Source organism: Staphylococcus capitis subsp. capitis (genome assembly GCF_040739495.1).
In the GTDB taxonomy this organism is placed as follows: Bacteria; Bacillota; Bacilli; order Staphylococcales; family Staphylococcaceae; genus Staphylococcus; species Staphylococcus capitis.
The window spans coordinates 1,779,158-1,803,286 of sequence record NZ_CP145263.1; the positions used below are offsets into that span (position 1 = coordinate 1,779,158).

Sequence of the window (24,129 nt, forward strand, 5' to 3'; positions counted from 1 at the left end):
TTAGAAACTCAATAGATTAATAAATACCTAATTAAAAATTATGCCTACAACTGGATCGTTTTCAAACCCAATTATAGGCATTAATAATATATTTATTCTCTGACTTACTTTTTAAAGATCTTTGAAATCATAAATCTAATAATAGAATTCTAATTCTTGTTTAAGTTCATCAACATATTCTTTTGAACCAGTAACAATAAGACGGTCTTTATAACGAAGTTGAGTATCACCATGAGGAACGATGGATTCATTATTACGTACTATTCGTACGAATATGATATCTCCGCCAAATGGGAAATTACGTAATTGCATATTTTCATAATGATGATTTAACATTTGAATTTCGTATAATGAAGTTTCTACATTGCTTAAAAGGTTTAACATATTTGGAGTTTCAATTAGACCTTTTAATAAAATTTTATTACTTAAATAATTACTAAACACTTCAATACCTTGAGCTTTAATTTCCGCATCTTCATTGGAGCTCTCTAATCTACAAATAACACGATCGACTCCGTATTTCTTGGCCATTAATGCTACATTCCTATTAATTTCATCATCATTAGTTGCACACACCATAATGTCTCTTTCGAACAAACCTAAACGGGCTAATAAACTTTCTTCATAATCGGCAATTTCTACCATTGTAATTTCGTCTGATAATTTCCTGCTATCACTTAAATCCTTACGATAATACAACGAAATGTTATACAACTGAGATGTTAAGTTTTGAGCAATCGGAATAGTTAACTGATTCTTACCAATTAAACTCACTTCAATTCGACGATTAACCTCATTAGGTATTGGGAACATCTTTTTAAAAATAATAGGCACAAATACACAAGTAATCACGGCACTTAAAATTAATATACCTGATGTCTCTGCTGAAATCGTTTTAAGTTGTTCTGCGATTTTCGCTGCAGCAATAACTAAAGATAATGTAGAAGTTAATAAAAATGCTGAAGCAATCGTCGTTTTAGTATCAAACCAACGTTTTATAAATAAAACTGGGATAAGCTTCGATACTATAAAAGCTAAAATAAGCACTGGAATGATTAAGAGTAGAGATGGTTCTTTAATTAAAGAAGGTATATTTAAATCGACACCGACCATAATAAAGAATATTGGAATAAAGAACCCATACCCAAATGAGTCCAATTTCTCCACCATTTCTTCATCTGGATTTAATAACGAAACAACAACACCAGCTAGGAATGCACCTAAAATATACTCAGCACCTACACCTTCAGCAAGTGCTACTAATAAAATAATTAATGCAAAAACTGCACGGATTCCAATTTGAGTTGTTCCGTCCATTAACTTTTGTAAAAATGACATACGTTTAAATAGACCACCGATTATGTAGAAAATGATTGTAAATACGATTAGTATTCCCGTTAACCATATCGTACTGCCACCATGACCATTTATCGCTCCATAAACAGTTAATAAAAGCATCGTTACTAAATCAGCTAAAACTGCTACTAAAAGTATAAATTGACCTATTGTTGTACGCATTATATTCATTTCTTTAAGCGTTGGTACTACAACACCTAAAGAAATAGTTGAAATAATGATGACCATTAATAATACATCATCTACTAAACCTAGCCATTTGAAGGCGTAAGCCAAGATAATTGAGATCAACATGATAAAACCAAATACAGTTAAAGCTAAGTTTAAATGACTTGGTAAATTCTTTTCTTGTTTATTCTTTCCTTGTCTGGAACGTGAATCTTTTTTAAATGCTTTAAAATCAATTTCTAATCCACTTAAAAACATTAGAAATATAAAGCCTAAGGTAGATAATATATTTAATACAGAATCTCTTTCAACTAGATTAAGGAAAGAATGACCAATGATAATTCCCATCAAAATTTCTGCCACTACCACAGGTAGAAAATTGATGTTAAGTCGGTTAACGATAATAGGAGTTAAAAATGCAGCAACAACTACAATAACTAAAGATAAAAACCCCATGAGACCTCCTAAGTTAAATATGACATAAATGACGTTGCTAAACCGAAGTAAATTAACATACTTACAATATCATTTATAGTTGTAATGAAAGGACCACTTGCAACTGCTGGGTCAATTTTAAATTTATTCATGATTAATGGAATCATAGAACCCACTAATGTTCCGACAGTCATCGCACATGTCAGACTGCCACCTACTATTAGTGCTAATAAAGGTTGTCTATATATAACTACAATGATTAGGAATAGTACCACTGAACAAACTAAACCAGATAAAAATCCACTACCAGCTTCTCTTAAAGCTAATTTAAATTTACTCTGTTCGTTAATTTCACCAGTAGAAATATTACGTACAGAAACGGCTAAGGATTGTGTACCTGAATTACCAGACATACCACTAATAATAGGGATAAATGCCGCTAATAAAGCGACTTGAGATAATGTATCTTCAAAACTGCCTAAAATAGTGGCAGTAATCATTCCTAAGAAAGTTAAGACAATTAACCAAGGAAGTCGTTTGCTGGCTGTCTTGATAACTGAGTCACTTGTAGAGTCGATATCAGACACACCGGCTAAACGAGAATAGTCTTCACTCGCCTCTTCATCCATTACATCTAAAATATCATCAATAGTAATGATACCTAATAAGTGAGTCTGATAATCAACAACTGGTACCGCAATAAAATCATAATCTCTTATAACTTGAGCAACATCTTCTTGGTCATCAGCCACATTCACACTAATTACACGTTCACTCATGACATCTTCGATATACGAATCATTTTCAGCTGTGATTAAATCTCTTAAAGAGAGGACCCCTACCAGTTGCCCCGCTTCATTTACAGCGAAGATAACATAAATCGTTTCAGCATCAGGTGCTTGTTCTTTGACATGCATCAATGCTTCTTTCACAGGTGTTGTAGTTTTTAATGAGATATATTCCGTTGTCATGATACCGCCAGCAGTATCTTCTTCATAATGTAATAAAGCCTTTATTTCATTAGCTTCATCTTTATCCATTAATGTTAGTAAACTAGCAACTTTTGGTTTTGACAGCTTATTTAAAATATCTACCGAATTATCATAAGACATTTCCTCTAAGACATGACTTGCATAATTGGCATTTATTTTATCGAATAGTTCTTCATAATCTTCATCATCAATATCTAATTGATCAAAGAAATTAGCAACTTCTTTTGGAGATAAGAACTCAAATATTTTTTGTCTATTATTTTCATCTGTGTCTTCAAAGTATTCACTTTGTTCGTAATTATGCATAGATAAAAATTCATCTCTAAATTGGTCGATGTCATTTTCATCTAATAATCTATTTAATAATTCTTCATCATAAACGTCTTCGCGCACTTTATCTTTAATCTCTGTGTCGTTAGACAATATACACACCTCCAAAGCATATTTATTATAGCACGTTAAATAATTGAATTAATTGTTTGTAATCAATATTTATTGATATTTTGTTATGATTTATAGGATGAACAAACTTAAGTGAACAACATTGTAAACTCTGTCCCTTAACTAAATGATGTACGCCACCATATAAATCATCCCCTACTATAGGATGCCCCATAAATTGAAAATGCACTCTAATTTGATGTGTTCGTCCTGTATGAAGTTTTACTTTGCACAAACTCAAGGTATTATTTTGAACAATAGTATAATAACTTGTCTTGGCATATTTCCCTTTGTCCGAGACCTTTCTTGTAATAATACTATCGCTATCTCTAGCAATTGGTGCTTCTACAACACCTTCAGGTTGAGTACGACCATAATCCAAACATATATATTCTTTTTCAAATTTTACTTTAGAAAATAAATGATGGATGTGTCCAAACTTAGCAAATAAGACCAGGCCTGATGTATTGCGGTCTAATCTAGTTACAATATGAGGGTTTGTCTGCACATCTTTATTCATTAAATAAGCTAATACTTGCTCTACTAAACTCTCATGTGGATGTTCTCTTGAAGGTGCACAATTTTGAGATTGGGGTTTATTGACGATAAGAATAAATTCATCTTCGAATACAATATCTAATGGTTTGGGATAAGGTAACAAATTGGAACTGGGTTCCTCAATAGGCATGTGAACTTCAAATTGATCCCCAACAGTCATCTCTTTTCTAACTGTTACAGGATGCCCGTTTACTAATAAAGCGCCATTATGTTTAATGGCGCTAATAGTCTTTTTAGAGTAATCATGTCTTTGTAAAAAAGATTTAACAGTTTCTGATTTCTTGATAACATACTTGAAAATCATCTTTCATCATCACTTGAAATGAATGAATCATGAACTCTTTTCCAAAAAGGAAATGGTCGAAATCTAGCAAACCTTACTTTCTCATTTGCTACTCTAAATTGAATGGCATTTACATTTTTGTGTTTAATACTTACATGATCAATAGTTGTCCTAATCGTGTCATGATTAACAGGTGTAATCAAACATGTATGATGTTTAGGTAAAACCAAAGGAGATCCTACAGTTCTAAACACTCTATTATTAATAGAAGCTATTTCAGCAATTTGCATTGCTTCTAAGGATGGATGTATCAGCGCTCCACCTAAGGCTTTATTATAAGCGGTTGAACCAGACGGTGTTGATATACATAATCCATCTCCTCTAAATCGCTCAAAATGTTTACCACGTATATTAACGTCCACAACTAATGTTGAACCATTTTCAGTTTTCATTGTTGCTTCGTTCAAAGCAAGGTATCGTGTTTCGTATCCATTATCGTTGTACCTTACAATTAATTCTAATAACGGATATTCAATCACTTGAAATTCAGTATTATTTATTTCAATGATTAACTTCTCAACTTCATGAGGTAACCAGTCTGCATAAAAACCCAAGTGACCAGTATGAATCCCTACAAAGGCGACTTTAGATAACATATGACTATATTGATGAAACGCCTGTAGTAACGTACCATCACCACCAACAGATATGACAATTTCAGGATTTTCACTATCCTCTACCATTTGAAAATCCTTCATATGATTAATCATTTTATGCTTTAATGCATTCGATTTCGAATCACCTTTAGCTAGGATTGTATAACGCATTATCTACACCTCATTAGTCATTTTCATGTTTCTTAGCACGTTTCTGAGTATAATATTTCTGTGCCTCTTGAATTTCGTCTTTTATTTCAGACATTTCTTCATCTAATAAATAAGCTGCTTCTGCTGCTCTCTCCAAGCGATGTTGTATTTCATCAGGATAGTCTCCATCATATTTATAACGTAGAGTATGTTCTATTGTTGCCCAGAAATTCATAGCTAATGTTCTTATTTGAATCTCAGCTAGAATATGTTTCTGTCCATTTAACGTTTCAATTGGATATTCAATAATCACATGATATGAACGATAGCCACTTTCTTTCGTATTACGGATATAATCTCGTTCTTCTACGACTTTGAAATCTCTTCGTTGCCTTAATATATTAACAACAATATCGATATCATCTACGAACTGGCACATCATTCTTAATCCAGCAATGTCATACATTTCTTCATGTAAGCGGTCGAACGGAATACCTCTTTTATTAGCCTTATCGATAACACTTGAAATGGGTTTAACTCTTCCTGTTACAAACTCGATAGGTGACGTGTGTTCACCCACTTCATATTGTTTACGCAAACCTTTAAGTTTTACCTTTAATTCATCTACCGCTTGTTTATAAGGTGTTAAAAATTGATCCCACTGGTTCATTTTGTTTCACTCCGCTTCACTCTAGTTCGAAAGTTTTTTCAACAGTTGAAACAAACTCCTTACCATAGTTATTATTTCCTTCTATATTATCTATTATGTAATCTAGTTCTTCTTGGAAGTGTTTTAATTCTAAATCGTTATTAATGATAATCTTTTTATCTCTATTTTCATGTAACAACGACCATGTCTCTTGCACAAAAATTAGATAAGAATACGATTCACCGTCATCTAATATATATGCGAATCCATAATTATCACTATCAACAAGCATTTGTCCAACTTCTTCTAGACCATCTGTAGAGTCCTCTGAGAAGCAATAAATGCCATCTTCTTTAACTTTAATTTCATTTATATAAATACGCATGCCTGTTTTCCTCCTTATTCCATACTAGTTTAACATAATATACACTTACAAAACACGCCACAACTTGCATTGAAATTCTAGATTAAATCACAGATTTCCACTTTCTTTAAAGTTATTTTCATATATATAAATTGAAATACGTTATAAATTAATTTTCAGAGTTAAAAAGACTACAGATAATTTTTCACTACCTTAAAACAGTTATTAAATTACTTTAATTTAAAGGTAAAATTCGTCATAATTATAAATGCTTTAAATATCAACAAAAGTAAATGATTGAGGTGTTAACTATGGCAACAAATAATGAGATCGAGTTCAAGCAAATCTTAACCAAAGATTTATACGATAAGATTTTTAACACTTATTTTAAAAATGAAAAACCCTTTAGCCAAACTAATTATTATATTGATACTAAGGGTTTCAAACTTAGAGATCATCGTTCAGCATTACGTATCAGAGTAAAAGATAACTCATATGAGATGACTTTGAAAGTCCCTGCTGAAGTTGGATTAATGGAGTATAATCATCCAACTAATGTTAAACTAAAGATGAATGATACTCTTTCAAACTCCAAACTACCAGATGATATAAGAAATATTATTGAAGGACAATTTAATGTTTCAGAAGATGAATTAATTATTTTAGGGGATTTAACAACACTTAGAGTAGAAACTCATTATCAAAATGAATTACTTGTATTAGATAAAAGTGAATACCTAAATAAAGTTGACTATGAGCTAGAATTTGAAGTTGATTCATACAATGAAGGTTATGAAAAGTTTAAACAATTACTTCAGGAATTCGATATTAAACATGAGAAACCATTAAATAAGGTACAAAGATTTTTTGAAGAAAAGCAAAATGCAAGCAATAAGTAGCAATATTTTCCTAAAAGGCAAATTACTTTCAAATGTAAAAATTCATGTTATATTAGATATATATTAATGGAACACGGTGATATTATGTCTAAAACACCTTATGAGATAATAGGTCAAGACGCTTTGTATCAAATGATCGACTATTTCTATTACCTAGTCGAAAGAGATAATCGTATTAATTATTTATTTCCAGGGGACTTTAATGAAACAAGCCGAAAGCAGAAACAGTTTTTAACTCAATTTCTTGGCGGCCCTGACTTATATACTCAAGAACATGGCCACCCCATGTTAAAAAGAAGACATATGGAATTTACAATTACTGAATATGAGCGAGATGCATGGTTAGAAAATATGCATACTGCAATTCAATATGCAAATTTCCCCGCAGGCGTTGGTGATTATTTATTTGAAAGATTACGCTTAACTGCAAACCACATGGTAAATTCCGAAAAATAATTGTAGGTGAAAATACATGGCTGAAGAATTAAGAATATTGGATAACAAGAGTCGTGAAGATGCTAATCTATCACCTGTAAGCAAAATAGAAATTTATTCTTTTTTTGATCCTTTTAGCAAAGACTGTTTTAAGCTATCAGCTATATTATCAAAATTAAGAATTGAATATAATCAATATATCCGAGTAAGACACATCTTAAACCCTTCTTTAAAAGTTTTAACTAAGTGCCAAGCTCAAAGTACATCCGATTTCGATAACATTGCCCTTGCATATAAAGCAGCTGAATTACAAGGACGTTTGAGAGCTGAAAGATTTATTCACTTAATGCAAAATGAAATCATACCTAAACGCGATATCATTACTGAAGATATGATTTGCGATTGTATTAATAATGCAGGTATTGATTATCAAGTATTTAAGGAAGATTTACAAAAGAGTAAACTTACTGATAGTTTGAAAGTAGATCTCCACATTGCAAGAGAAATGGACATCGAACAAGCGCCCTCTCTTGTTTTCTTTAGTGAAGACGTCCAAGAAGAAGGTTTAAAAGTAGAAGGTCTATACCCATATCATATTTACACTTACATCATAAATGAATTAATGGGAAAACCTATTGAGAAGAATCTCCCACCTAAATTAGAAGTGTACATTCAAAAGAAACAATTAGTAACGATGGAAGAACTTCTAACCATTTATGAATGGCCAGAAAAATTACTCAATAAGGAGTTAAAAAAACTTTCATTACAACAAAAAGTTGAGAAATTACAATATCCAGAAGGCGAATTTTGGAAATCAAAAATGCCCCAATGCTAATTAAAACAAATTTAATGTATAAAGACGGCTAGTCAAATGAGGACTAGCCGTCTTTTAATATTTATATAGAGAATCATCTTATACTCTTTTTTGTATAAGAACTGCATAATTTACACATAAGAAAATTGTATTTTTAAAATTGAACATAAAAAAACGCCGTGTCTGATTACACGACGCTAAACAAAGGGGATGGGAGAAATTTTTCACTTCAAACAAAGGGGTATGTTTGTTATGTGATTAATTTCATGTTCATAATATAACACGGTGTATACCCCTTTTCAACCTTTGTTTAATTATATATTTAAATTGTCACAATCTGTTCAAATTGTAAGCGAATTCACTCATACTAAGCTTTCATTAGTTTTTCAAATGCATCTAATTTTTGTTCAAAAACTTCACATGCTTCTTCAATAGGTTTAGGCGTAGTCATATCTACACCTGCATTTTTTAAGATCTCGATTGGGTAGTTTGAGCTACCTTTTTTCAAGAATTCATTAATATATCTTTCAACAGCTGGTTTGCCTTCTGATAAAATTTGGTGACTTAAACTCTGAGCTGCACTATAACCTGTAGCGTATTGATATACATAATAATTCATATAGAAATGTGGTATACGAGACCATTCTTTACTAATATCTTCATCTGTTTCAACAGCATCTCCGAAGTATTGTTTATTAAGTTTCGCATACTCTTCATTCATTCGGTTAGGTGTTAATGGTTCTCCCGCTTCCTCATTTTGGTGAATTTTATGCTCAAATTCAGCAAACATAGTTTGACGGAATAAAGTAGCTCTGAAGCGCTCTAATTCTTGGTTTAACAACAATAATCGACGCTCATCATCTAAATGTTTATCCATATAGTCACTTAAAAGTGCCTCGTTACATGTAGATGCGACTTCTGCAACGAAAATTGTATAATCACTTAAGTTTGAAGGTTGATTTTGACGACTGAAATAACTGTGAGCAGAATGACCAAATTCATGTACTAAAGTGTATAAATCTGAAACAGTATCTGACCAGTTTAATAGAATGAAAGGATTCGTTAGATGCGCACCTGAAGAATAACCTCCAGAACGTTTACCTTTATTTTCATAAACATCAACCCATCGATTGTCTAAACCTTCTTTAACTACGTTTAAATACTCTTCGCCCATTGGTTCTAAAGCTTTCAACATCCATGATTTAGCTTCCTCATAAGGCATTTCAAATTTAACATCCTTAACTAGAGGTGTGTATAAATCATACATTTTAAGATCTTCAATACCTAAAAGCTCTTTTCTTAATTTAGTGTATCTGTGAAGTAATGGAAGATATTTATGCACTGTTTTAACTAAATTATCATACACGGCCTCAGGGATATGATTATTACTTAAAGCACGCTCCCGAGCTGAATTATAATGATGAGTTCTAGCATTAAATACATTTTTCTTCACTTCTCCTGCAAGTGTTGCGCCTAATGTATTGTTATGCGAACCATAAGCTTTATAAACATTTCTAAATGCTGATTCTCTTAACTTACGATCATCAGACTCTAAATATTTTATAAAAGTTCCTTGTGTTAATGGATGTGCTTCCCCGTTTTTATCAATAGCATCCTCGAATTCCAAGTCTGCATTACTAAACATTCCATAAACATTCGAAGGCGTTGATAAAGCATCTTGTGCTTCTGTTAAAAGCTTTTCTGTATCTGCATCTAAAATGTGTGGACGTTTCTCATTAATTAATTTTAAGTCAAACTCATATTGTTTTAATTTATCAAATGAAGAAATAAACTGTTCAATTGTCGATTGATCTAACTGTAATATTTCAGGCACTAAAAAGCTCCATGCTGAGCTATATTTAATAAGTAATTGATGTGCACGTGCTTCTAAACCAGTATATTTATCATTCGCAGTATCTTGGTCTTGTTTTAAATGAGCATAGACATAGACTTTTTCTAGTTTAGTTCCTAATTCATCTTCAGTTGCCAAGGCATTATATAAAGTTTCAGCACTATCACCTAAATGCCCTTTGAACTGTTCTTCTTTACCTAACTCATTTTCTACTTCCTTGAACGCCTCCTCAAAAGCTTCATCATTTTCGAAAATTGTTGTTAAGTCCCACGTATACTCAGGATATTTACGTTCCTGCTCTTCTCTTGTTAATTGTTGACTCATAAAGTAAACCTCCTTGATTATATCAATAGTTCAATTTTCTCATTTTAGGATTCGTTTTGCACGCTTAAACATCTGCTATAATACATTTTCTCGAAGTCGTTTACTAATTCTCTTAATATAGTCAACTTATTATAGTTATAATATGCGAAATACCTAAATTTAATGATAGGTAATAACAATTCACAACTTTGATGACTGTCATATTTCCGTCTTAATAATAGATATTTAAGTTGCCATTCAACTGGGTGCGTTTCTATATAAATTTGATTTAGAAATATAAAGCCCGTACTTATGCATACTTTACTATCGTTCATTTTTAACTGATACATAGCACTTAAAGTTGGTTCGAGAACCGAATTCTTTCTTCTACACTGTAGAATATAATTATTAATTGTTCTCTTAGATAATTTATAAACTCTTACTTGTTTTGATTTATATGTATTGAAAAGCTCATTAGGAGATATTGGCTGTCTTTTGCAAATAAATTTTTTACCAGCGATATTTTGAATGTGTGTATAAACTATGAGGTTAGATTCACTAAAGTTCCAAGTTATCAGTGTACGTTGAATAGGATTAATAAAAGTAGTCTGAAATTGGGTGAGTTCAATTAACCTTCCTCTTATTTTCACATCATTTATCAACCAAAAAACCTTTAAGCCTATACTTTCTAAACCAAGTGTTCTTTCTATTATTTCTGCCGAACTAATTGTGGAACACTGAATTTCAATGGCGTTACTTTGGTTTATTACTAAATCAGGATATTGCTTAATACTTTTAATGAAGGGTTCTATATCAACATGGCAATTCAATGCTGCAAATTTTTGAGCTAATAGCATTTTTAATTGGTAATGATTATACGTTTCAGCTTTATAACAAGGGCTATTGCTTTTAACTTTGTGTGCAAAGTGGGGTATAACTTTAACTCCGTGACGTAATATCACCTCTCCACGACAATAAGGGCAATAATATTCTTGATTTCTCTTTGCATTTTTTGCTAAAACTCGCTCCTCCATATTATTCATTGCTATTAACATTTCATCACCTCATATATAACAACGAAGAGATAAATGTTTTTACTTTAAAATTTAATAAAAAAACAAGGTACCTTGATTCGGTACCTTGTGAAATAAATTGAGTTATTCTTCTGCGTCTGTAAAATATCTACGAACTTGAGAAGTAACATTATGGCTCATGATTATTTTAGCATAATCATTTAAATATACTTCCGTTTTATCTGTTGGATAAGCAAACTCTAGCAATTGACTGTAGCTATCATTGATAGTTTCTTGACTTACAGAGTCATCAAAATGAACTGAATAATAGTAGTGATTATCAATCATATATAATAAATCTTCATATTCAGTCGTATTTTGATTATTATGATAAGCATAATTAATAACATGTTCTAAATCATCAAATTTAACAATTACAGTTCTTACGTTAGCACGTTTGTGAGTTCGTTGATTTTTAGCTTGTTGTTCTGCTTTTTTCTGTTGATTACGTTGTTCAAATAATTCTTCTAAATTATCTTCACCATCTAATGTTTGTGCTAATAATTCATTAACTTGATCATCAAATTGATCATTTGTATCTTCATCTGACATATTCATTGCGTCTTCATTTTTAGATTTAGAAATGGTCACTTCCACGCCTTTTTCAAAAGCATGTACTTGAATCCATAATGGACCTTCTACCACAAAATCTTCTTCTTCGTTAATTTCATCCATCATTGACCAGAAGAATTCTTCACCGCGTTTACGGTTAGTCCATAAGTCTTCACGATTAAATCCTCGTGCTTCAATGTCGCTATATGTGATAAACAATTTAACTGTTGTGTCATCAACGCGTTCTATTCTCATATCATCTCACTCCTTACAGTCGATGAATAGTAACCATATTGTATTAGAACGGAACGTAAATTACAATCTATTTGTTTGATTAAATTTAACTAATTTTAATTGGTAATCTATATTAACATATTCCCTATTTATTTACCAAAAAACTACTACTTTAGAAGGGACTATAACATGCAAAAAAACAACACTATTAACCATAAATAGTGTTGTTCTTAATCTTTTAGTAAAGTGATATTATCACATAGTTATGTTAGTTTTTAATCAACTAAACGTTGAGCTTCTTGTAATTGGAACGTACGAACTTTTCTTGGTAAGAAACGTCTAATTTCATCTTCGTTATATCCAACTTGCAAGCGTTTGTCGTCTAAGATAATTGGACGACGTAATAAACCTGGGTTATCTTGAATAATAGAATATAAGTCTTGTAAAGGTAAAGAATCAATATCTACATTCAATTTTTGATATGTTTTAGAACGAGTTGAAATAATTTCATCTGTTCCGTCTTCAGTCATTTTTAAAATTTGTTTAATTTCATCAATTGTTAAATGTTCAGAAAAAATGTTACGCTCCGTATATGGAATGTCATGTTCTTGTAACCATGCTTTCGCTTTACGGCAAGATGTGCAACTTGGTGAAGTAAATAATGTTACCATACATCTCACTCTCCTATAGAATGAATTAAATTCATTATTTTAATATTATTATCGATTTAAGAAATTGAATTTTTAAGCTTTCTTAATCTTACACTTAATAGTATAACTATCTAAGATTAAAATTAAATGAGAAAATCCTAATTTTCCTGAGAAATCTTGAAATTCATCAAATTTTTAATTCGCTTTTAGTATATACCCAGTTATATTAATATTTTAACACAACTTACATTTTAACGAAATACTGTTATAATGTTATCTAAACAATATTAATAAGAAAGTAGGCATCTAATATGGAAACTTTATTCTCAGGAATTCAACCGAGTGGTATTCCTACAATTGGCAACTATATAGGTGCGTTAAAACAATTTGTAGATGTTCAAGATGACTATGATTGTTTTTTCTGTATCGTTGACCAACACGCCATAACGGTACCACAAGATCGTTTGAAATTACGTAAACAAATTCGTCAATTAGCAGCAATATATTTAGCTACAGGAATTGATTCAGATAAATCTACTTTATTTATTCAATCTGAAGTTCCTGCTCACGTACAAGCTGGTTGGATGCTTACAACAATTGCTTCTATTGGTGAACTTGAACGTATGACACAATTTAAAGATAAAGCACAAAAACGCGTTGATGGTGTACCAGCAGGATTACTAACATATCCACCTCTAATGGCAGCTGATATAGTAATCTATAATACTAACATAGTTCCAGTTGGTGATGATCAAAAGCAACATATGGAACTAACTCGTAATTTAGTAGATCGTTTTAATAGTCGTTATAACGATGTCTTAGTAAAACCAGAAATTCGCATGCCTAAAGTTGGAGGACGTGTGATGAGTTTACAGGATCCTACTAAAAAAATGAGTAAAAGTGATGATAATCAGAAAAACTTTATTTCACTTCTTGATGAGCCGAATGTGGCAGCTAAAAAAATTAAAAGTGCCGTAACAGATTCTGATGGCATCATTAAATTTGATCGTGAAAATAAACCAGGTGTTTCAAATCTTTTATCTATATACTCAGGACTAACTGATGAACCTATCAAAGACATTGAAGTAAAATATGAAGGTGAAGGTTATGGTAAATTCAAAGGTGACTTAGCTGAGATCGTTAAAGAATTTTTAATTAATTTCCAAGAAAAATATGAAAGCTTCTATAATTCTGATGAATTAGATGACATCTTAGATAAAGGTCGAGACAAAGCTCATAAAGCATCATTTAAAACATTGAAAAAAATGGAAAAAGCTATGGGATTAGGTCGTAAGAGATAATTTTAAATAAAAAAGGTACTGGAAATTCTTTTCCAGTACCTTTTTTATTAATTCTTTTTCTTACCTGTATTTCTATCAACACTTTTATCAATATAAACATTTTTTAGTGTAGTATCAGGTCCCACTACATGATATATTAGTCCTTTAACTTGAGGATTAGTCAAATGTGCCTCTCCTTTTTGATATATAGGAGCGATTGGTGCATCACTTACTAATAATTCTTCCATATTTTTCATAGTCTCATTTCTCTTATCTATATATTTCAACAACTTCCCATTAACTTCATTATATGAATTATCAAAAGATGTATTATTCCATCCAGTATTATTTTGAGGATTGTCTTTAGTCATGGTACCCAAATATGATGTTGGATCTGAATAATCTGCGCCCCAACCACTTAATGAAGCTTCATAATTCATCTTGGTTTCTAAAGCTATTCTTTGTTTAAAAGGTAATTGTTTAATTTTTAAAGTAATCCCAGGTAGATTTTTTTCAACTTGAGATTTTATATACTCTGCGGAAATTTTTGCATCAGGAGTATCTTCAGTATTCATGGTAAATGTAAATTTTTCTATTTTTAACTCTTTTTTAGCTTTTTGCCAGTTTTCATTAGCTAATTTAGGATTAAAATCTAATGGAGAATTTATAGTTGAAGTATAATCTTTATCTCCTTCTACTTTGGCTACTCCTTTTGCAGTTAAAGTGTTAGAAGGAGACGAACCATCATTTTTAACTGCATCTACATAACCTTGTTTATTTATTGATCTTGCGATTGCTAAACGTAAATTCTTATTACTAAATTCTTTTACTTTCTTTTGATTTAATTTAATATAGAAGTTTCCTGAAGTTATTCTCTTTTTTAATGCTGGAGAGTCTTTATACTTATTGACTTGATCAGCAGTTATCAAAGTATCATCTATAGAACCTGTCTCATAGAGAGAGGCTCCTACCTGTTTGTCTTTCAAAACTTTGTAGTTAACTTTCTCCAACTTTACATTCTTTTTATCCCAGTAATTATTATTTTTTGATAATAAGATTTTATCTTCATGTTTCCATTTATCAACTTTGAAAGGACCATTAAAGACTGTTTTTTCTACTTTTGTTCCGTATTTTTCACCATATTTTTTAGAAATTTTTTCGTTCTGAGGATAGAAAGTACTTAATGTTAGAAGTTCATTAATGTAAGGTATAGGTCTATTTAATTGTATTTCGAGTTTATGTTTATTAATTGCTTTTATACCTAAAGACTCAACCGGCTTTTTTCCAGCATTAATGTCGTCAGCGTTTTTTATATCTGTCATGATATAAGCATATTCAGATCCTGTTTTAGGATTAACTACTTTTCTCCATGCATAAACAAAATCATTTGCTGTTACATCATCACCATTACTCCATTTAGCATTCTCCTTCAAATCAAAAATTAAAGTTTTTCCATCTTTAGATTTTTTAGGCATATTTTTAGCAATGGCCAAAGTTGCTTTATCATTTTTATCTAACGAGAATAACCCCTCAAAAGCTTGCTCTGCGATATCATTAGATACAGAATCAGTAATCATTGCAGTATCAAGTGTTGTCATGTCTTGAGGTATAACTTTTCTAAAGACTTGTCCTTCATCAGAATACATACCCTTATTTTGAGAACATGAACTTAAAATTAAAATTGATATAACTAGAATAATAGTTGTTCTAAAATATTTATTCAATTCCATCAGCCTCTCTTAATCTACTTTGCTATTTTCTTAGATGCCAGTATTTCTTTTGCTCGCTTTTCAGTAGTAAGTATGAAATGCTGCGAGTTTATCTCATATAGAGATTTTTCAGTGTCTTGGTCAATATCTTCATAACTATTATTGATACGTGATTTTTCATAATTAGGATCTAATTTAGGTATTGAATTAAATAATGACTTAGTATACTCGTGCAATGGATTCATAAATATTTCGTCACAAGAACCAATTTCAACAATTTCACCTGCATGCATTACTGCAACTCTATCGGAGATATATTTAACCATAGATAAATCGTGTGCGATAAATAAAATCGTTAAACCTTCTTGTTCTTGTAAATGTAAAAGTAAATTTATTATTTGTGCTTGGATAGAAACATCTAATGCAGATATGGGTTCATCAGCAATTATAAATTCTGGTTCAACCGCTAAAGCTCTAGCAATGCCTATCCTTTGTCTCTGACCCCCAGAAAATTCGTGTGGATATCTATTAGCATGCTCTTTATTTAATCCTACTTTAGCCAATAATTCATATACTCTTTGTTCTCTTTCACTTTTATTTTTGGCTAAGTTATGAATATCTATGCCCTCAGCTACTATATCCATAATTTTCATTCTTGGATTAAGTGAGGCATAAGGATCTTGAAATATCATTTGAATACGTTTATTTAATTTCAAAATATCTTTTTTTCTTTTTAAATTATGTATTTCTTGATTATCAAATATGATTTCACCTTTATCATTATTGATTAAATTTATTATGATTTTTCCTAATGTAGATTTCCCGCATCCTGATTCCCCTACTATTCCAAATGTTTCTCCTTTAAGGATTTTAAATGATACATTATTTAAAGCTTTCTTTTCATTAAATTTTTTAAAATTATAAGTTTTACTTATATTTTTAACTTCACAAAAAACTTTACTTTTATTCTCCACTAGCTGACACCTCACTTAGTAACCGTGGCATTTTATAATTTAGTGGCATCTTTCTTCTTTTATTTTTAACAATATTAGGAGGGTCTACCTCAGGTACTCTTTCATCTAACAACCAAGATTTAACAAAATGTGTTGGAGATATAGCATATAAAGGCGGTTCCTTTCTAAAATCTATCTCCAAAGCATAATCACTACGTCTTGAAAAAGCGTCTCCTTTAGGAGGATTAAGTAAATCAGGAGGTGTACCAGGTATAGAAATTAAAGTTTCATTATCTTTTGTATCTAAATCCGGCATTGACGACAATAATCCCCAAGTATATGGGTGTCTTGAATCATAAAATATTTCCTCAACACTGCCAGTCTCTATAATTTCACCTGCATACATTACAGCTACTCTATCCGCTATGTTCGCTACAACACCTAAGTCATGCGTTATAAATATAATAGACGTATTAACCTTCTTTTGTATTTCCTTCATCAAATCTAGAATCTGAATTTGAGTAGTAACATCAAGGGCTGTAGTTGGTTCGTCAGCAATCAATAACTTCAGTTCACATGCTAAAACAATAGCGATAACAATTCTTTGACGTTGACCACCAGAAAACTGATGTGGATATGAATTAAATTTTTCTTCACTTTTATCTAATCCTACTAAATCTAATAGCTCCATTGCTCTATTCTTCGCATCATTTTTATTCAGATTTTTATGATATATTAAAGGCTCCATTATTTGTTTTCCAATTTTCATGGTAGGATTAAGTGAAGTCATAGGATCCTGAAAAATCATTGAGATTTCTTTCCCTCGTATTTCACTTAATTCCTTATTATTTTTAACAGCTAAATTATCTCCTAAAAATAAAATTTCTCCATTCTTTATTTTTCCTATATTAGTATCAAATAATTTAGTAATTGCCTTAGTAACTACTGATTTTCCAGAACCTGACTCACCTACAATGGCCAATGTTTCTCCCTCTAAAACATGGAAATCTACATTTCTAACTGCTTGTATTTCACCATCTTCAATAAAAAAAGAGACTTTCAAATTTTTAACATCTAGTATTTTGTTAACCATCAACTCATACCTCCTTACTTACGCATTTTGGGATCAAACGCATCACGCAATCCATCACTAAATAAATAAAAGAATAAAATTAATAAACTCAATATTGTTGCAGGTATAAATAGTTCATGTGGGTGAATTAGTAACATTGCTCTACCATCGTTCACTAGTGAACCAAGGGAAGTTTTGGGTGCTGGCACACCTATTCCAATAAAACTCAAAAAAGCTTCAAAAAATATTGCATTTGGAATGGTAAACATAGAGGTAACTATTACTGCTCCAAGAGTATTCGGTAATATATGTTTAAAAATAATCCTTAAATTTGAAGCACCTAATGTCTTCGATGCTAATACGTACTCTTGATTTCTTAACTTTATAAATTCTCCACGAACTACTCTACTCATACCTAACCAACCAGTAACGGTCATTGCTAAAATAATAGTCCAAATAGAAAATTCAAATATTAATACAAACAATATCACTATTATCAAAGTAGGGATTGAAGCTAAAATCTCAATGATTCTTTGCATAACTATATCTATCTTGCCACCAAAATAACCTGATATAGCAACATACGTAACACCTACACATATATCTAAAATTGCTGCTACTATACCAATAAATAAAGATACTTGAGTACCTTTCCAAGTGCGAGCCCATAAATCTCTCCCTAATTGATCAGTACCGAACCAAAAATTTTCATTAACATTTCCTTTTTTATATGTATTGTCCCCATTAAAATCAACACCATCGAATGGAAGAAATTTCACTTTATCTAAAACCGGCATCTTGGCCGGAAGATTTCTATATTGAATATTTTGATCTGCATAATCATACTTACTTATTGAAGGACCTATCAAAGCTAAAAGAATAATTATTATAAGCCCTACTAACCCTACTATAGCTAGTTTATTTCTTTTCATTTGTGTCCAAGCATCTTGCCAAAAATTTTTAGATTTTCTAGTTATTATATTATCTTCTACTGTTTTTTTATTTTTGAAGGTAAAGTCTTTATCACTAAACTCATTTATTAAATTACTGTTACTCATCTATTTACCTCCTTTAACTCTAATCCTTGGATCAATTATTCCGTATAAAATATCAACTACAAATATAGATACTATGAAGAATGAACTAAATAATATAGTAATCGCCATAATTAAAGAGAAATCATTTGTAGCTATAGATCTTACAAATTGATCACCTAATCCTGGTACACCAAAAATATTTTCAATTGTTAATGTTCCAGTCATTATGCTGGCAGTCATAGGAACTATGACAGTAATAACCGGTATTAACGCATTTCTTAAAGCATGTACAAAGATAATTTTATATTGTGGCACTCCTTTAGCATAAGCTAAAAGAATATAATCAGAATTAAGTACTTCAATCATTTCAGATCTGATATACCTCGAAACAGTAGCCATAACGATAGCTGATAGAGACAAAGATGGTAAAACTATTGTAGGTAGTCCTTCCCACCCAGCAACTGGAAACCATCTTAATTGAACTGAAAAAACGTTTTGCAATAGTACTGCTAAAACAAATGATGGAACTGAGACAGCTATTACTGAAACAGTAGTCGCTAAATAATCTATCCATGTATTTTGTTTTACCGCTGCTATTACACCAAGAAATGAACCTAGTACAATACCAATCATTACTGCAATCAATCCCATTTCTAATGAAGGGATTAACTTAGGGCTTATTAAATCCCAAACTGGCTGATTGTGATATTGAAAAGAATTCCCAAAGTCTCCACTTATAACATTTTTTAAATAGTTTAGATATTGAACACCGACAGGGTCGTTTAATCCATATTTTTCCGCTAATATTTGCTTTTGTTCAGGAGATAATTTTGCATCATTGAAAGGTGAACCAGGCATCAATTTCATTAAGAAAAAAGTTATGCTGATAATTATGAATAAAGAAACAAACATATATCCCAAGCGTTTTAAAAAATATGATTTCAATATTATCACTCCTTTTTCAGAATATTATGTATATTATAAATAGCAATATATGTTATTCGCAATATGTTTTTGATATTTAATTTAAAATTTCAAAATCTTATAAACAAATTTAACTAAGTGTGGAATCCTCACTAAAATATAAAAAACGATACTGGTTTTAACTAACCAGTACCGTCTATAAATTAATTGTTTTATTGTTTTTCGGCTATTTTCCTTTAAATAGATTAATTGATATACATTATTTTAAAGTAATGTCTGTCCTACTTTAGGATAAACAAGTCTCAAAATTGCAATACAATATATTCGAATTCTTGGCAATAAGGTAAAATATATATACTATTTACAGTGGAGGTCTGCGTATATGTGTTACAAATCAACATCAATAAGAATTGCAATAACACCCTTGCTATCACTCATTATTTGGCAATTCACCGGGCATAGATTTTTAGATTTTATAAATATAATATTTTATGTCTCCTTAATCATTTTTATTATAGTTTTCGGCTTATTAGTCATTCAAGAAGGTATCTTTGATGCATCTAGTTATGGTTTTCGTCGTTTAAAATTTCAACTCTCTTCCTCTAAGAAAAAACAAACTATAGAAGATGATGAGTTTTTTAACCCTAAACATGCCAAAAAGGATCACTACATAATTTCTTCATGGATAATACCTATATTGCTCATTAATCTCATATATTTCGTTTTAGCTATTGTTATTTCATTTTCAATATAAAAAATCTTCAAGTGAGTTATTTATAAACCCACTTGAAGATTTAATTTTATATGTGACCTTAGTCTTCAAATTTCTTAAATACTAACACTGCGTTATGTCCACCGAAACCTAAACTATTACTCATGGCGTAAGTAATATCTAAATCTTCAGCTTTATTAGGAACGAAATCTAAATCGCATTCTTCATCTGGTGTGACCGCATGGATGGTAGGTGCGACTTTAGAGTCTCTAATTGATAGTGCTGAGAAGATGGCTTCAATACCACCTGTTGCACCTAATAAGTGACCAGTCATTGATTTTGTTGAACTTACTTTTAAAGATTTCGCAGCTTCTCCAAATGTATTTTGGATAGCTTTAACTTCATATAAATCACCTACAGGCGTACTAGTACCATGCGCGTTTAAGTATTGAACTTCTTTTGCTTCAATACCTGCATCGTCTAAGGCAGCTTGCATAGCTCTTGAACCGCCTTCGCCTTCTGGAGCTGGTGCTGTGATATGATAGGCATCTCCTGTAGAACCATAACCAACGATTTCAGCATAAATTTCTGCACCACGAGCTTTAGCTGAGTCTAATGATTCAATAACTACGATTCCTGCGCCTTCGCCCATAACAAAACCGTCACGGCCTTCTTGGAATGGACGACAAGCTGTTTCTTTATCGTCATTTGTAGATAAAGCACGGCTTGCGCTAAATCCAGCAATTGCCATATGTGTGATTGGTGCTTCTGTACCACCTGTGATCATCGCATCTGCATCACCACGTTGAATGATTTTAAATGCTTCTCCAATTGAATTAGTACCAGTTGCACAAGCTGTAACCGTAGCACCATTCGGACCTTTAGCACCTAAATCTATTGAAACTTGTCCAGTAGCCATGTCAGGGATTAACATTGGTACAAAGAATGGGCTTACACGACGTGGGCCTCTTTCAACGAGTGTTGTATGCGCAGTTTCAAATGTTTCCATGCCACCAATACCTGAACCAATCCAAACACCGATTCTATCAGCTGTTTGATCATTGATCTCTAACTTTGCATCCTGTACAGCTTCTCTCGCAGCAACAACGGCATATTGAGTGAAACGATCCATACGACGTGCTTCTTTTTTATCAATATGATCTTCAATGTTGAAGTCCTTAAGCTCACCTGCAAGGTGAACATTATAATTTTCGGTATCTAAGCGTGTAATTTTATCGATACCATTAACTCCTTTTAATGCGTTTGCCCATGTTGTTTTAGCATCGTTACCGATTGGAGATAAGGCTCCGATACCCGTTATAACAACTCTATTATTTTTACTCATACGTTATCCTCCTATTTTCCCCATTTGATAACGATTGCGCCCCAAGTTAAGCCTCCACCGAAGCCAACTAAGACTAAAGTATCGTCATCTTTAATTTTTCCGTTTTGTAATTCTTGATTGATACTTAAAGGTATAGAAGCAGCTGATGTATTACCATATTTATTCACTGAAACACTCATTTTCTCTTTTTCTATACCCAATCTCTCTCTTGCAGATTCCATAATACGAATATTTGCTTGGTGAGGGATAAATAAATCAATGTCATCTGAAGTTAAACCTGCTTTATCTACTACACGTGTTGATGCGTCACCCATAATTCTTACAGCAAATTTAAATACTTCTCTGCCATTCATTTTTAATTTACCAGTTTCTTTATCTAAATATAAATATTTTCCACCGCTACCATCAGATCCCATTTCATAACTAATGATTCCACGGCCTTCAGAAACTTCACCCATTACTACTGCACCGGCACCGTCGCCAAATAAAACAGCAGTTGAACGGTCAGTTAAATCCGTAATTTTAGAAAGCTTGTCAGCACCTACAACTAATATATTCTTATAATCACCAGATTGAATATATTGTTTAGCAGTAATCATTGAATACATAAATCCAGAACAAGCAGCAAGTTGATCCATCGTTGCTACTTTACCAGTTCCTAAACGCTCTTGTAATATATTGGCAACGCTTGGAAACGGCATATCGCCTGTTGCAGTTGCTACAATTATCATGTCTATATCTTCTGGTTGAATACCAGCATCTTCAATTGCTTTAACACTTGCGTTGTACGCTAAATCAGATGTATCTTGATCTTCATCTGCCCAGTGTCTTTCTTTAATACCAGTCATTTTAGAGATCCATTCATCTGAAGTTTCTAAAAATTGCTCAAAATAGGCATTGTCTACAATGTTTTCCGGAGCATAAGCACCGAAACCTTTAATACCCACGTTCATGGTCGTACACCTTCTTAAATAAATTTTTAATACCAGGTATTAATTTAACACATTATTGTTTTCAAACTCAAGTAGATTCATTTTAATACCACTTTTCAAGTATAGCGTTTTAAGGATTTATACAAAATTATAATTTACACATATTTTTTATGATAGAGGACAACAATTTACTCATCATAATTTTATATTATAAATAATCCTAAAAAGGTTAAAATTATAGGAGTTAATCCTTGATTACTACTATACAAACTTAGATATTTCACTTAAAATAGAGTTATCGATTTTATAAGCGGAGGTTATAAGCAATGAAATACCTCATGACATTTATTTGGGCAGTATTATTGCTTGAAATGGTTAACTTCGTATTGAATAGCCTTAACAGCGGTCCAGCGCTAAATGTAATTAATCCAATCATTATGGCTGTTGTATTTACAATTTTTATCGCTATTTTAGGTGCGGTTATGGAACCAAACAAAGGTTCAGATCAATACGATTCATAGCATAATGTATAAAAAGACGAGTTACTTTGACATATACTGTCATAAGTAACTCGTCTTTTTTTAAATTCTATTTTATTTTTACTAATATGGCTTAATAAACCATTCACATAATATCTAGATTTGATAGTTGATTAAACTTTTCTACCTATTAAATTAATTTTTGCTTTATCTAATAATTTAGAATCAACTTGGTGCAATAATTCATTTAGATAGAAAGTATTTTTCAAATTTAGCTTTTCACTTAAAGCATAAACTATAAGTTCATAGTAATGATTTTTATCTGGAGGCGTCGGTCCTACATAATGATTTTCAATCTCTGAAAAATCTTCAGCTAATAAACCTGTTGCAAAGCTGTTCTTACCTTGTACAAAGTCACCTTTAATTCTAGAAAAGTTTTCAACAATATCGATTGTATCGCTATTGACACTCACGTTAGCCACGACCCAGTGAATCCATGGGAAACCACATACTGGAACAGCATCATAATCAATTAAAGTCCAAGCAATATATTGTGTACCTGGTGGCAAGTCTACTACATTAAATGGAAATGATTTAATAGGATTATTGTTAATTAAGTCAACCGGTTGTGCACCTGCAGCATAGTCATAAGGTATAATGTTGTTGTTAAAATTAGTGTTGATTTTCATGTTGTCTTCTCCTTAGTAATAAAATTATTATTGAATAAATTACAAATATTATCTATATACATATTACAACTTATAAAATGTAAAATTTAGATTAAAAAAGGTGAACTAAACAAATAATTTATAAAGAAAGCGC

24 protein-coding genes are annotated in these 24,129 nt (G+C 31.4%); 6 read left to right on the forward strand and 18 right to left on the reverse strand.

The genetic code is table 11. From position 1 onward, the window contains the following. Positions 1-135 precede the first annotated feature (135 nt). The 6 genes from V6C74_RS08810 to V6C74_RS08835 are packed head-to-tail and all read right to left on the reverse strand — an operon-like array spanning position 136 to position 6,073. Positions 136-1,980 carry a monovalent cation:proton antiporter family protein gene (locus V6C74_RS08810; protein WP_002452879.1) on the reverse strand — a complete coding sequence of 615 codons (1,845 nt, stop codon included), beginning with the start codon at positions 1,978-1,980 and terminating at the stop codon, positions 136-138. An 8-nt stretch (positions 1,981-1,988) separates the two neighbouring features. Further along, entirely contained in the window at positions 1,989-3,374 is a 1,386-nt protein-coding gene (gene mgtE / locus V6C74_RS08815; RefSeq protein WP_002452878.1) for a magnesium transporter, read from the reverse strand. A 25-nt stretch (positions 3,375-3,399) separates the two neighbouring features. Then, positions 3,400-4,254 carry an RluA family pseudouridine synthase gene (locus V6C74_RS08820; protein ID WP_016898802.1) on the reverse strand — a complete coding sequence of 285 codons (855 nt, stop codon included), beginning with the start codon at positions 4,252-4,254 and terminating at the stop codon, positions 3,400-3,402. Continuing rightward, entirely contained in the window at positions 4,251-5,060 is an 810-nt protein-coding gene (locus V6C74_RS08825) for an NAD kinase (RefSeq protein ID WP_016898803.1), read from the reverse strand. The genes V6C74_RS08820 and V6C74_RS08825 overlap by 4 nt, the downstream gene beginning before the upstream one ends. 13 nt (positions 5,061-5,073) lie before the next feature. Then, positions 5,074-5,709: a GTP pyrophosphokinase family protein gene (locus V6C74_RS08830; RefSeq protein ID WP_002452875.1), complete on the reverse strand. Its 636-nt coding sequence runs from the start codon at positions 5,707-5,709 to the stop codon at positions 5,074-5,076. A 16-nt stretch (positions 5,710-5,725) separates the two neighbouring features. After that, positions 5,726-6,073: a hypothetical protein gene (locus V6C74_RS08835; protein WP_002452874.1), complete on the reverse strand. Its 348-nt coding sequence runs from the start codon at positions 6,071-6,073 to the stop codon at positions 5,726-5,728. Positions 6,074-6,363: 290 nt separating this feature from the next. On the opposite strand from V6C74_RS08835, the gene V6C74_RS08840 reads away from it, so the two are divergent. The 3 genes from V6C74_RS08840 (at position 6,364) to yjbH (ending at position 8,221) form a co-directional block, all read left to right on the forward strand. Beyond that, positions 6,364-6,951: a CYTH domain-containing protein gene (locus V6C74_RS08840; RefSeq protein WP_002452873.1), complete on the forward strand. Its 588-nt coding sequence runs from the start codon at positions 6,364-6,366 to the stop codon at positions 6,949-6,951. 84 nt (positions 6,952-7,035) lie between these two features. Then, positions 7,036-7,407 (forward strand): truncated hemoglobin YjbI, encoded by a 372-nt coding sequence (locus V6C74_RS08845; RefSeq protein ID WP_029625773.1) that lies wholly within the window; start codon positions 7,036-7,038, stop codon positions 7,405-7,407. A gap of 16 nt (positions 7,408-7,423) precedes the next feature. After that, on the forward strand, positions 7,424-8,221 hold the full coding sequence (yjbH, locus tag V6C74_RS08850; RefSeq protein ID WP_002452871.1) for a protease adaptor protein YjbH: 798 nt from the start codon (positions 7,424-7,426) through the stop codon (positions 8,219-8,221). 346 nt (positions 8,222-8,567) lie between these two features. On the opposite strand, the gene pepF is transcribed toward yjbH, so the two are convergent. The 4 genes from pepF to spxA form a co-directional block, all read right to left on the reverse strand. Next, positions 8,568-10,376 (reverse strand): oligoendopeptidase F, encoded by a 1,809-nt coding sequence (pepF, locus tag V6C74_RS08855; protein WP_002452870.1) that lies wholly within the window; start codon positions 10,374-10,376, stop codon positions 8,568-8,570. A 44-nt stretch (positions 10,377-10,420) separates the two neighbouring features. Continuing rightward, positions 10,421-11,410 (reverse strand): competence protein CoiA family protein, encoded by a 990-nt coding sequence (locus V6C74_RS08860; RefSeq protein ID WP_002452869.1) that lies wholly within the window; start codon positions 11,408-11,410, stop codon positions 10,421-10,423. Between the two features lie 102 nt (positions 11,411-11,512). Then, complete coding sequence (gene mecA, locus V6C74_RS08865) at positions 11,513-12,235, reverse strand: adaptor protein MecA (protein WP_002452868.1); 723 nt, start codon at positions 12,233-12,235, stop codon at positions 11,513-11,515. Between the two features lie 254 nt (positions 12,236-12,489). Beyond that, positions 12,490-12,885: a transcriptional regulator SpxA gene (gene spxA / locus V6C74_RS08870; RefSeq protein ID WP_001829294.1), complete on the reverse strand. Its 396-nt coding sequence runs from the start codon at positions 12,883-12,885 to the stop codon at positions 12,490-12,492. Positions 12,886-13,175: 290 nt separating this feature from the next. Between spxA and trpS the strand changes: the two genes are divergently transcribed. Further along, the gene (trpS, locus tag V6C74_RS08875) at positions 13,176-14,165 is read left to right on the forward strand and encodes a tryptophan--tRNA ligase (RefSeq protein ID WP_002452867.1); all 990 of its coding nucleotides are present in this window, start codon (positions 13,176-13,178) and stop codon (positions 14,163-14,165) included. A 47-nt stretch (positions 14,166-14,212) separates the two neighbouring features. Here the strand turns inward: trpS and V6C74_RS08880 are convergent, their stop codons facing one another. The 5 genes from V6C74_RS08880 to V6C74_RS08900 are packed head-to-tail and all read right to left on the reverse strand — an operon-like array spanning position 14,213 to position 19,860. Beyond that, positions 14,213-15,874 (reverse strand): peptide ABC transporter substrate-binding protein, encoded by a 1,662-nt coding sequence (locus V6C74_RS08880; RefSeq protein ID WP_049391010.1) that lies wholly within the window; start codon positions 15,872-15,874, stop codon positions 14,213-14,215. Positions 15,875-15,888: 14 nt separating this feature from the next. Beyond that, positions 15,889-16,827 (reverse strand): ABC transporter ATP-binding protein, encoded by a 939-nt coding sequence (locus tag V6C74_RS08885; protein WP_016898805.1) that lies wholly within the window; start codon positions 16,825-16,827, stop codon positions 15,889-15,891. After that, positions 16,817-17,899 (reverse strand): ABC transporter ATP-binding protein, encoded by a 1,083-nt coding sequence (locus V6C74_RS08890; protein WP_016898806.1) that lies wholly within the window; start codon positions 17,897-17,899, stop codon positions 16,817-16,819. Before V6C74_RS08890 ends, V6C74_RS08885 begins: the two co-directional genes overlap by 11 nt. Before the next feature lie 14 nt (positions 17,900-17,913). Further along, the gene (opp3C, locus tag V6C74_RS08895; protein WP_002452863.1) at positions 17,914-18,936 is read right to left on the reverse strand and encodes an oligopeptide ABC transporter permease; all 1,023 of its coding nucleotides are present in this window, start codon (positions 18,934-18,936) and stop codon (positions 17,914-17,916) included. Then, positions 18,937-19,860: an ABC transporter permease gene (locus tag V6C74_RS08900; RefSeq protein WP_016898807.1), complete on the reverse strand. Its 924-nt coding sequence runs from the start codon at positions 19,858-19,860 to the stop codon at positions 18,937-18,939. A 361-nt stretch (positions 19,861-20,221) separates the two neighbouring features. Here V6C74_RS08900 and V6C74_RS08905 point away from each other — a divergent pair, with 361 nt between their 5' ends. Next, positions 20,222-20,593, forward strand: a complete 372-nt coding sequence (locus V6C74_RS08905) for a DUF3899 domain-containing protein (RefSeq protein ID WP_002452861.1) — start codon at positions 20,222-20,224, stop codon at positions 20,591-20,593. 58 nt (positions 20,594-20,651) lie between these two features. Here V6C74_RS08905 and fabF read toward each other — a convergent pair whose 3' ends face one another. Both fabF and V6C74_RS08915 read right to left on the reverse strand, forming a co-directional pair. After that, positions 20,652-21,896 carry a beta-ketoacyl-ACP synthase II gene (fabF, locus tag V6C74_RS08910; protein ID WP_002452860.1) on the reverse strand — a complete coding sequence of 415 codons (1,245 nt, stop codon included), beginning with the start codon at positions 21,894-21,896 and terminating at the stop codon, positions 20,652-20,654. A gap of 11 nt (positions 21,897-21,907) precedes the next feature. Further along, positions 21,908-22,849 (reverse strand): beta-ketoacyl-ACP synthase III, encoded by a 942-nt coding sequence (locus V6C74_RS08915; protein ID WP_002433345.1) that lies wholly within the window; start codon positions 22,847-22,849, stop codon positions 21,908-21,910. A gap of 305 nt (positions 22,850-23,154) precedes the next feature. Between V6C74_RS08915 and V6C74_RS08920 the strand changes: the two genes are divergently transcribed. Continuing rightward, on the forward strand, positions 23,155-23,349 hold the full coding sequence (locus V6C74_RS08920) for a YjzD family protein (RefSeq protein WP_002452859.1): 195 nt from the start codon (positions 23,155-23,157) through the stop codon (positions 23,347-23,349). 131 nt (positions 23,350-23,480) lie between these two features. Here the strand turns inward: V6C74_RS08920 and V6C74_RS08925 are convergent, their stop codons facing one another. Then, positions 23,481-23,996 carry a YbhB/YbcL family Raf kinase inhibitor-like protein gene (locus V6C74_RS08925; RefSeq protein ID WP_002452858.1) on the reverse strand — a complete coding sequence of 172 codons (516 nt, stop codon included), beginning with the start codon at positions 23,994-23,996 and terminating at the stop codon, positions 23,481-23,483. Positions 23,997-24,129 lie beyond the last annotated feature (133 nt).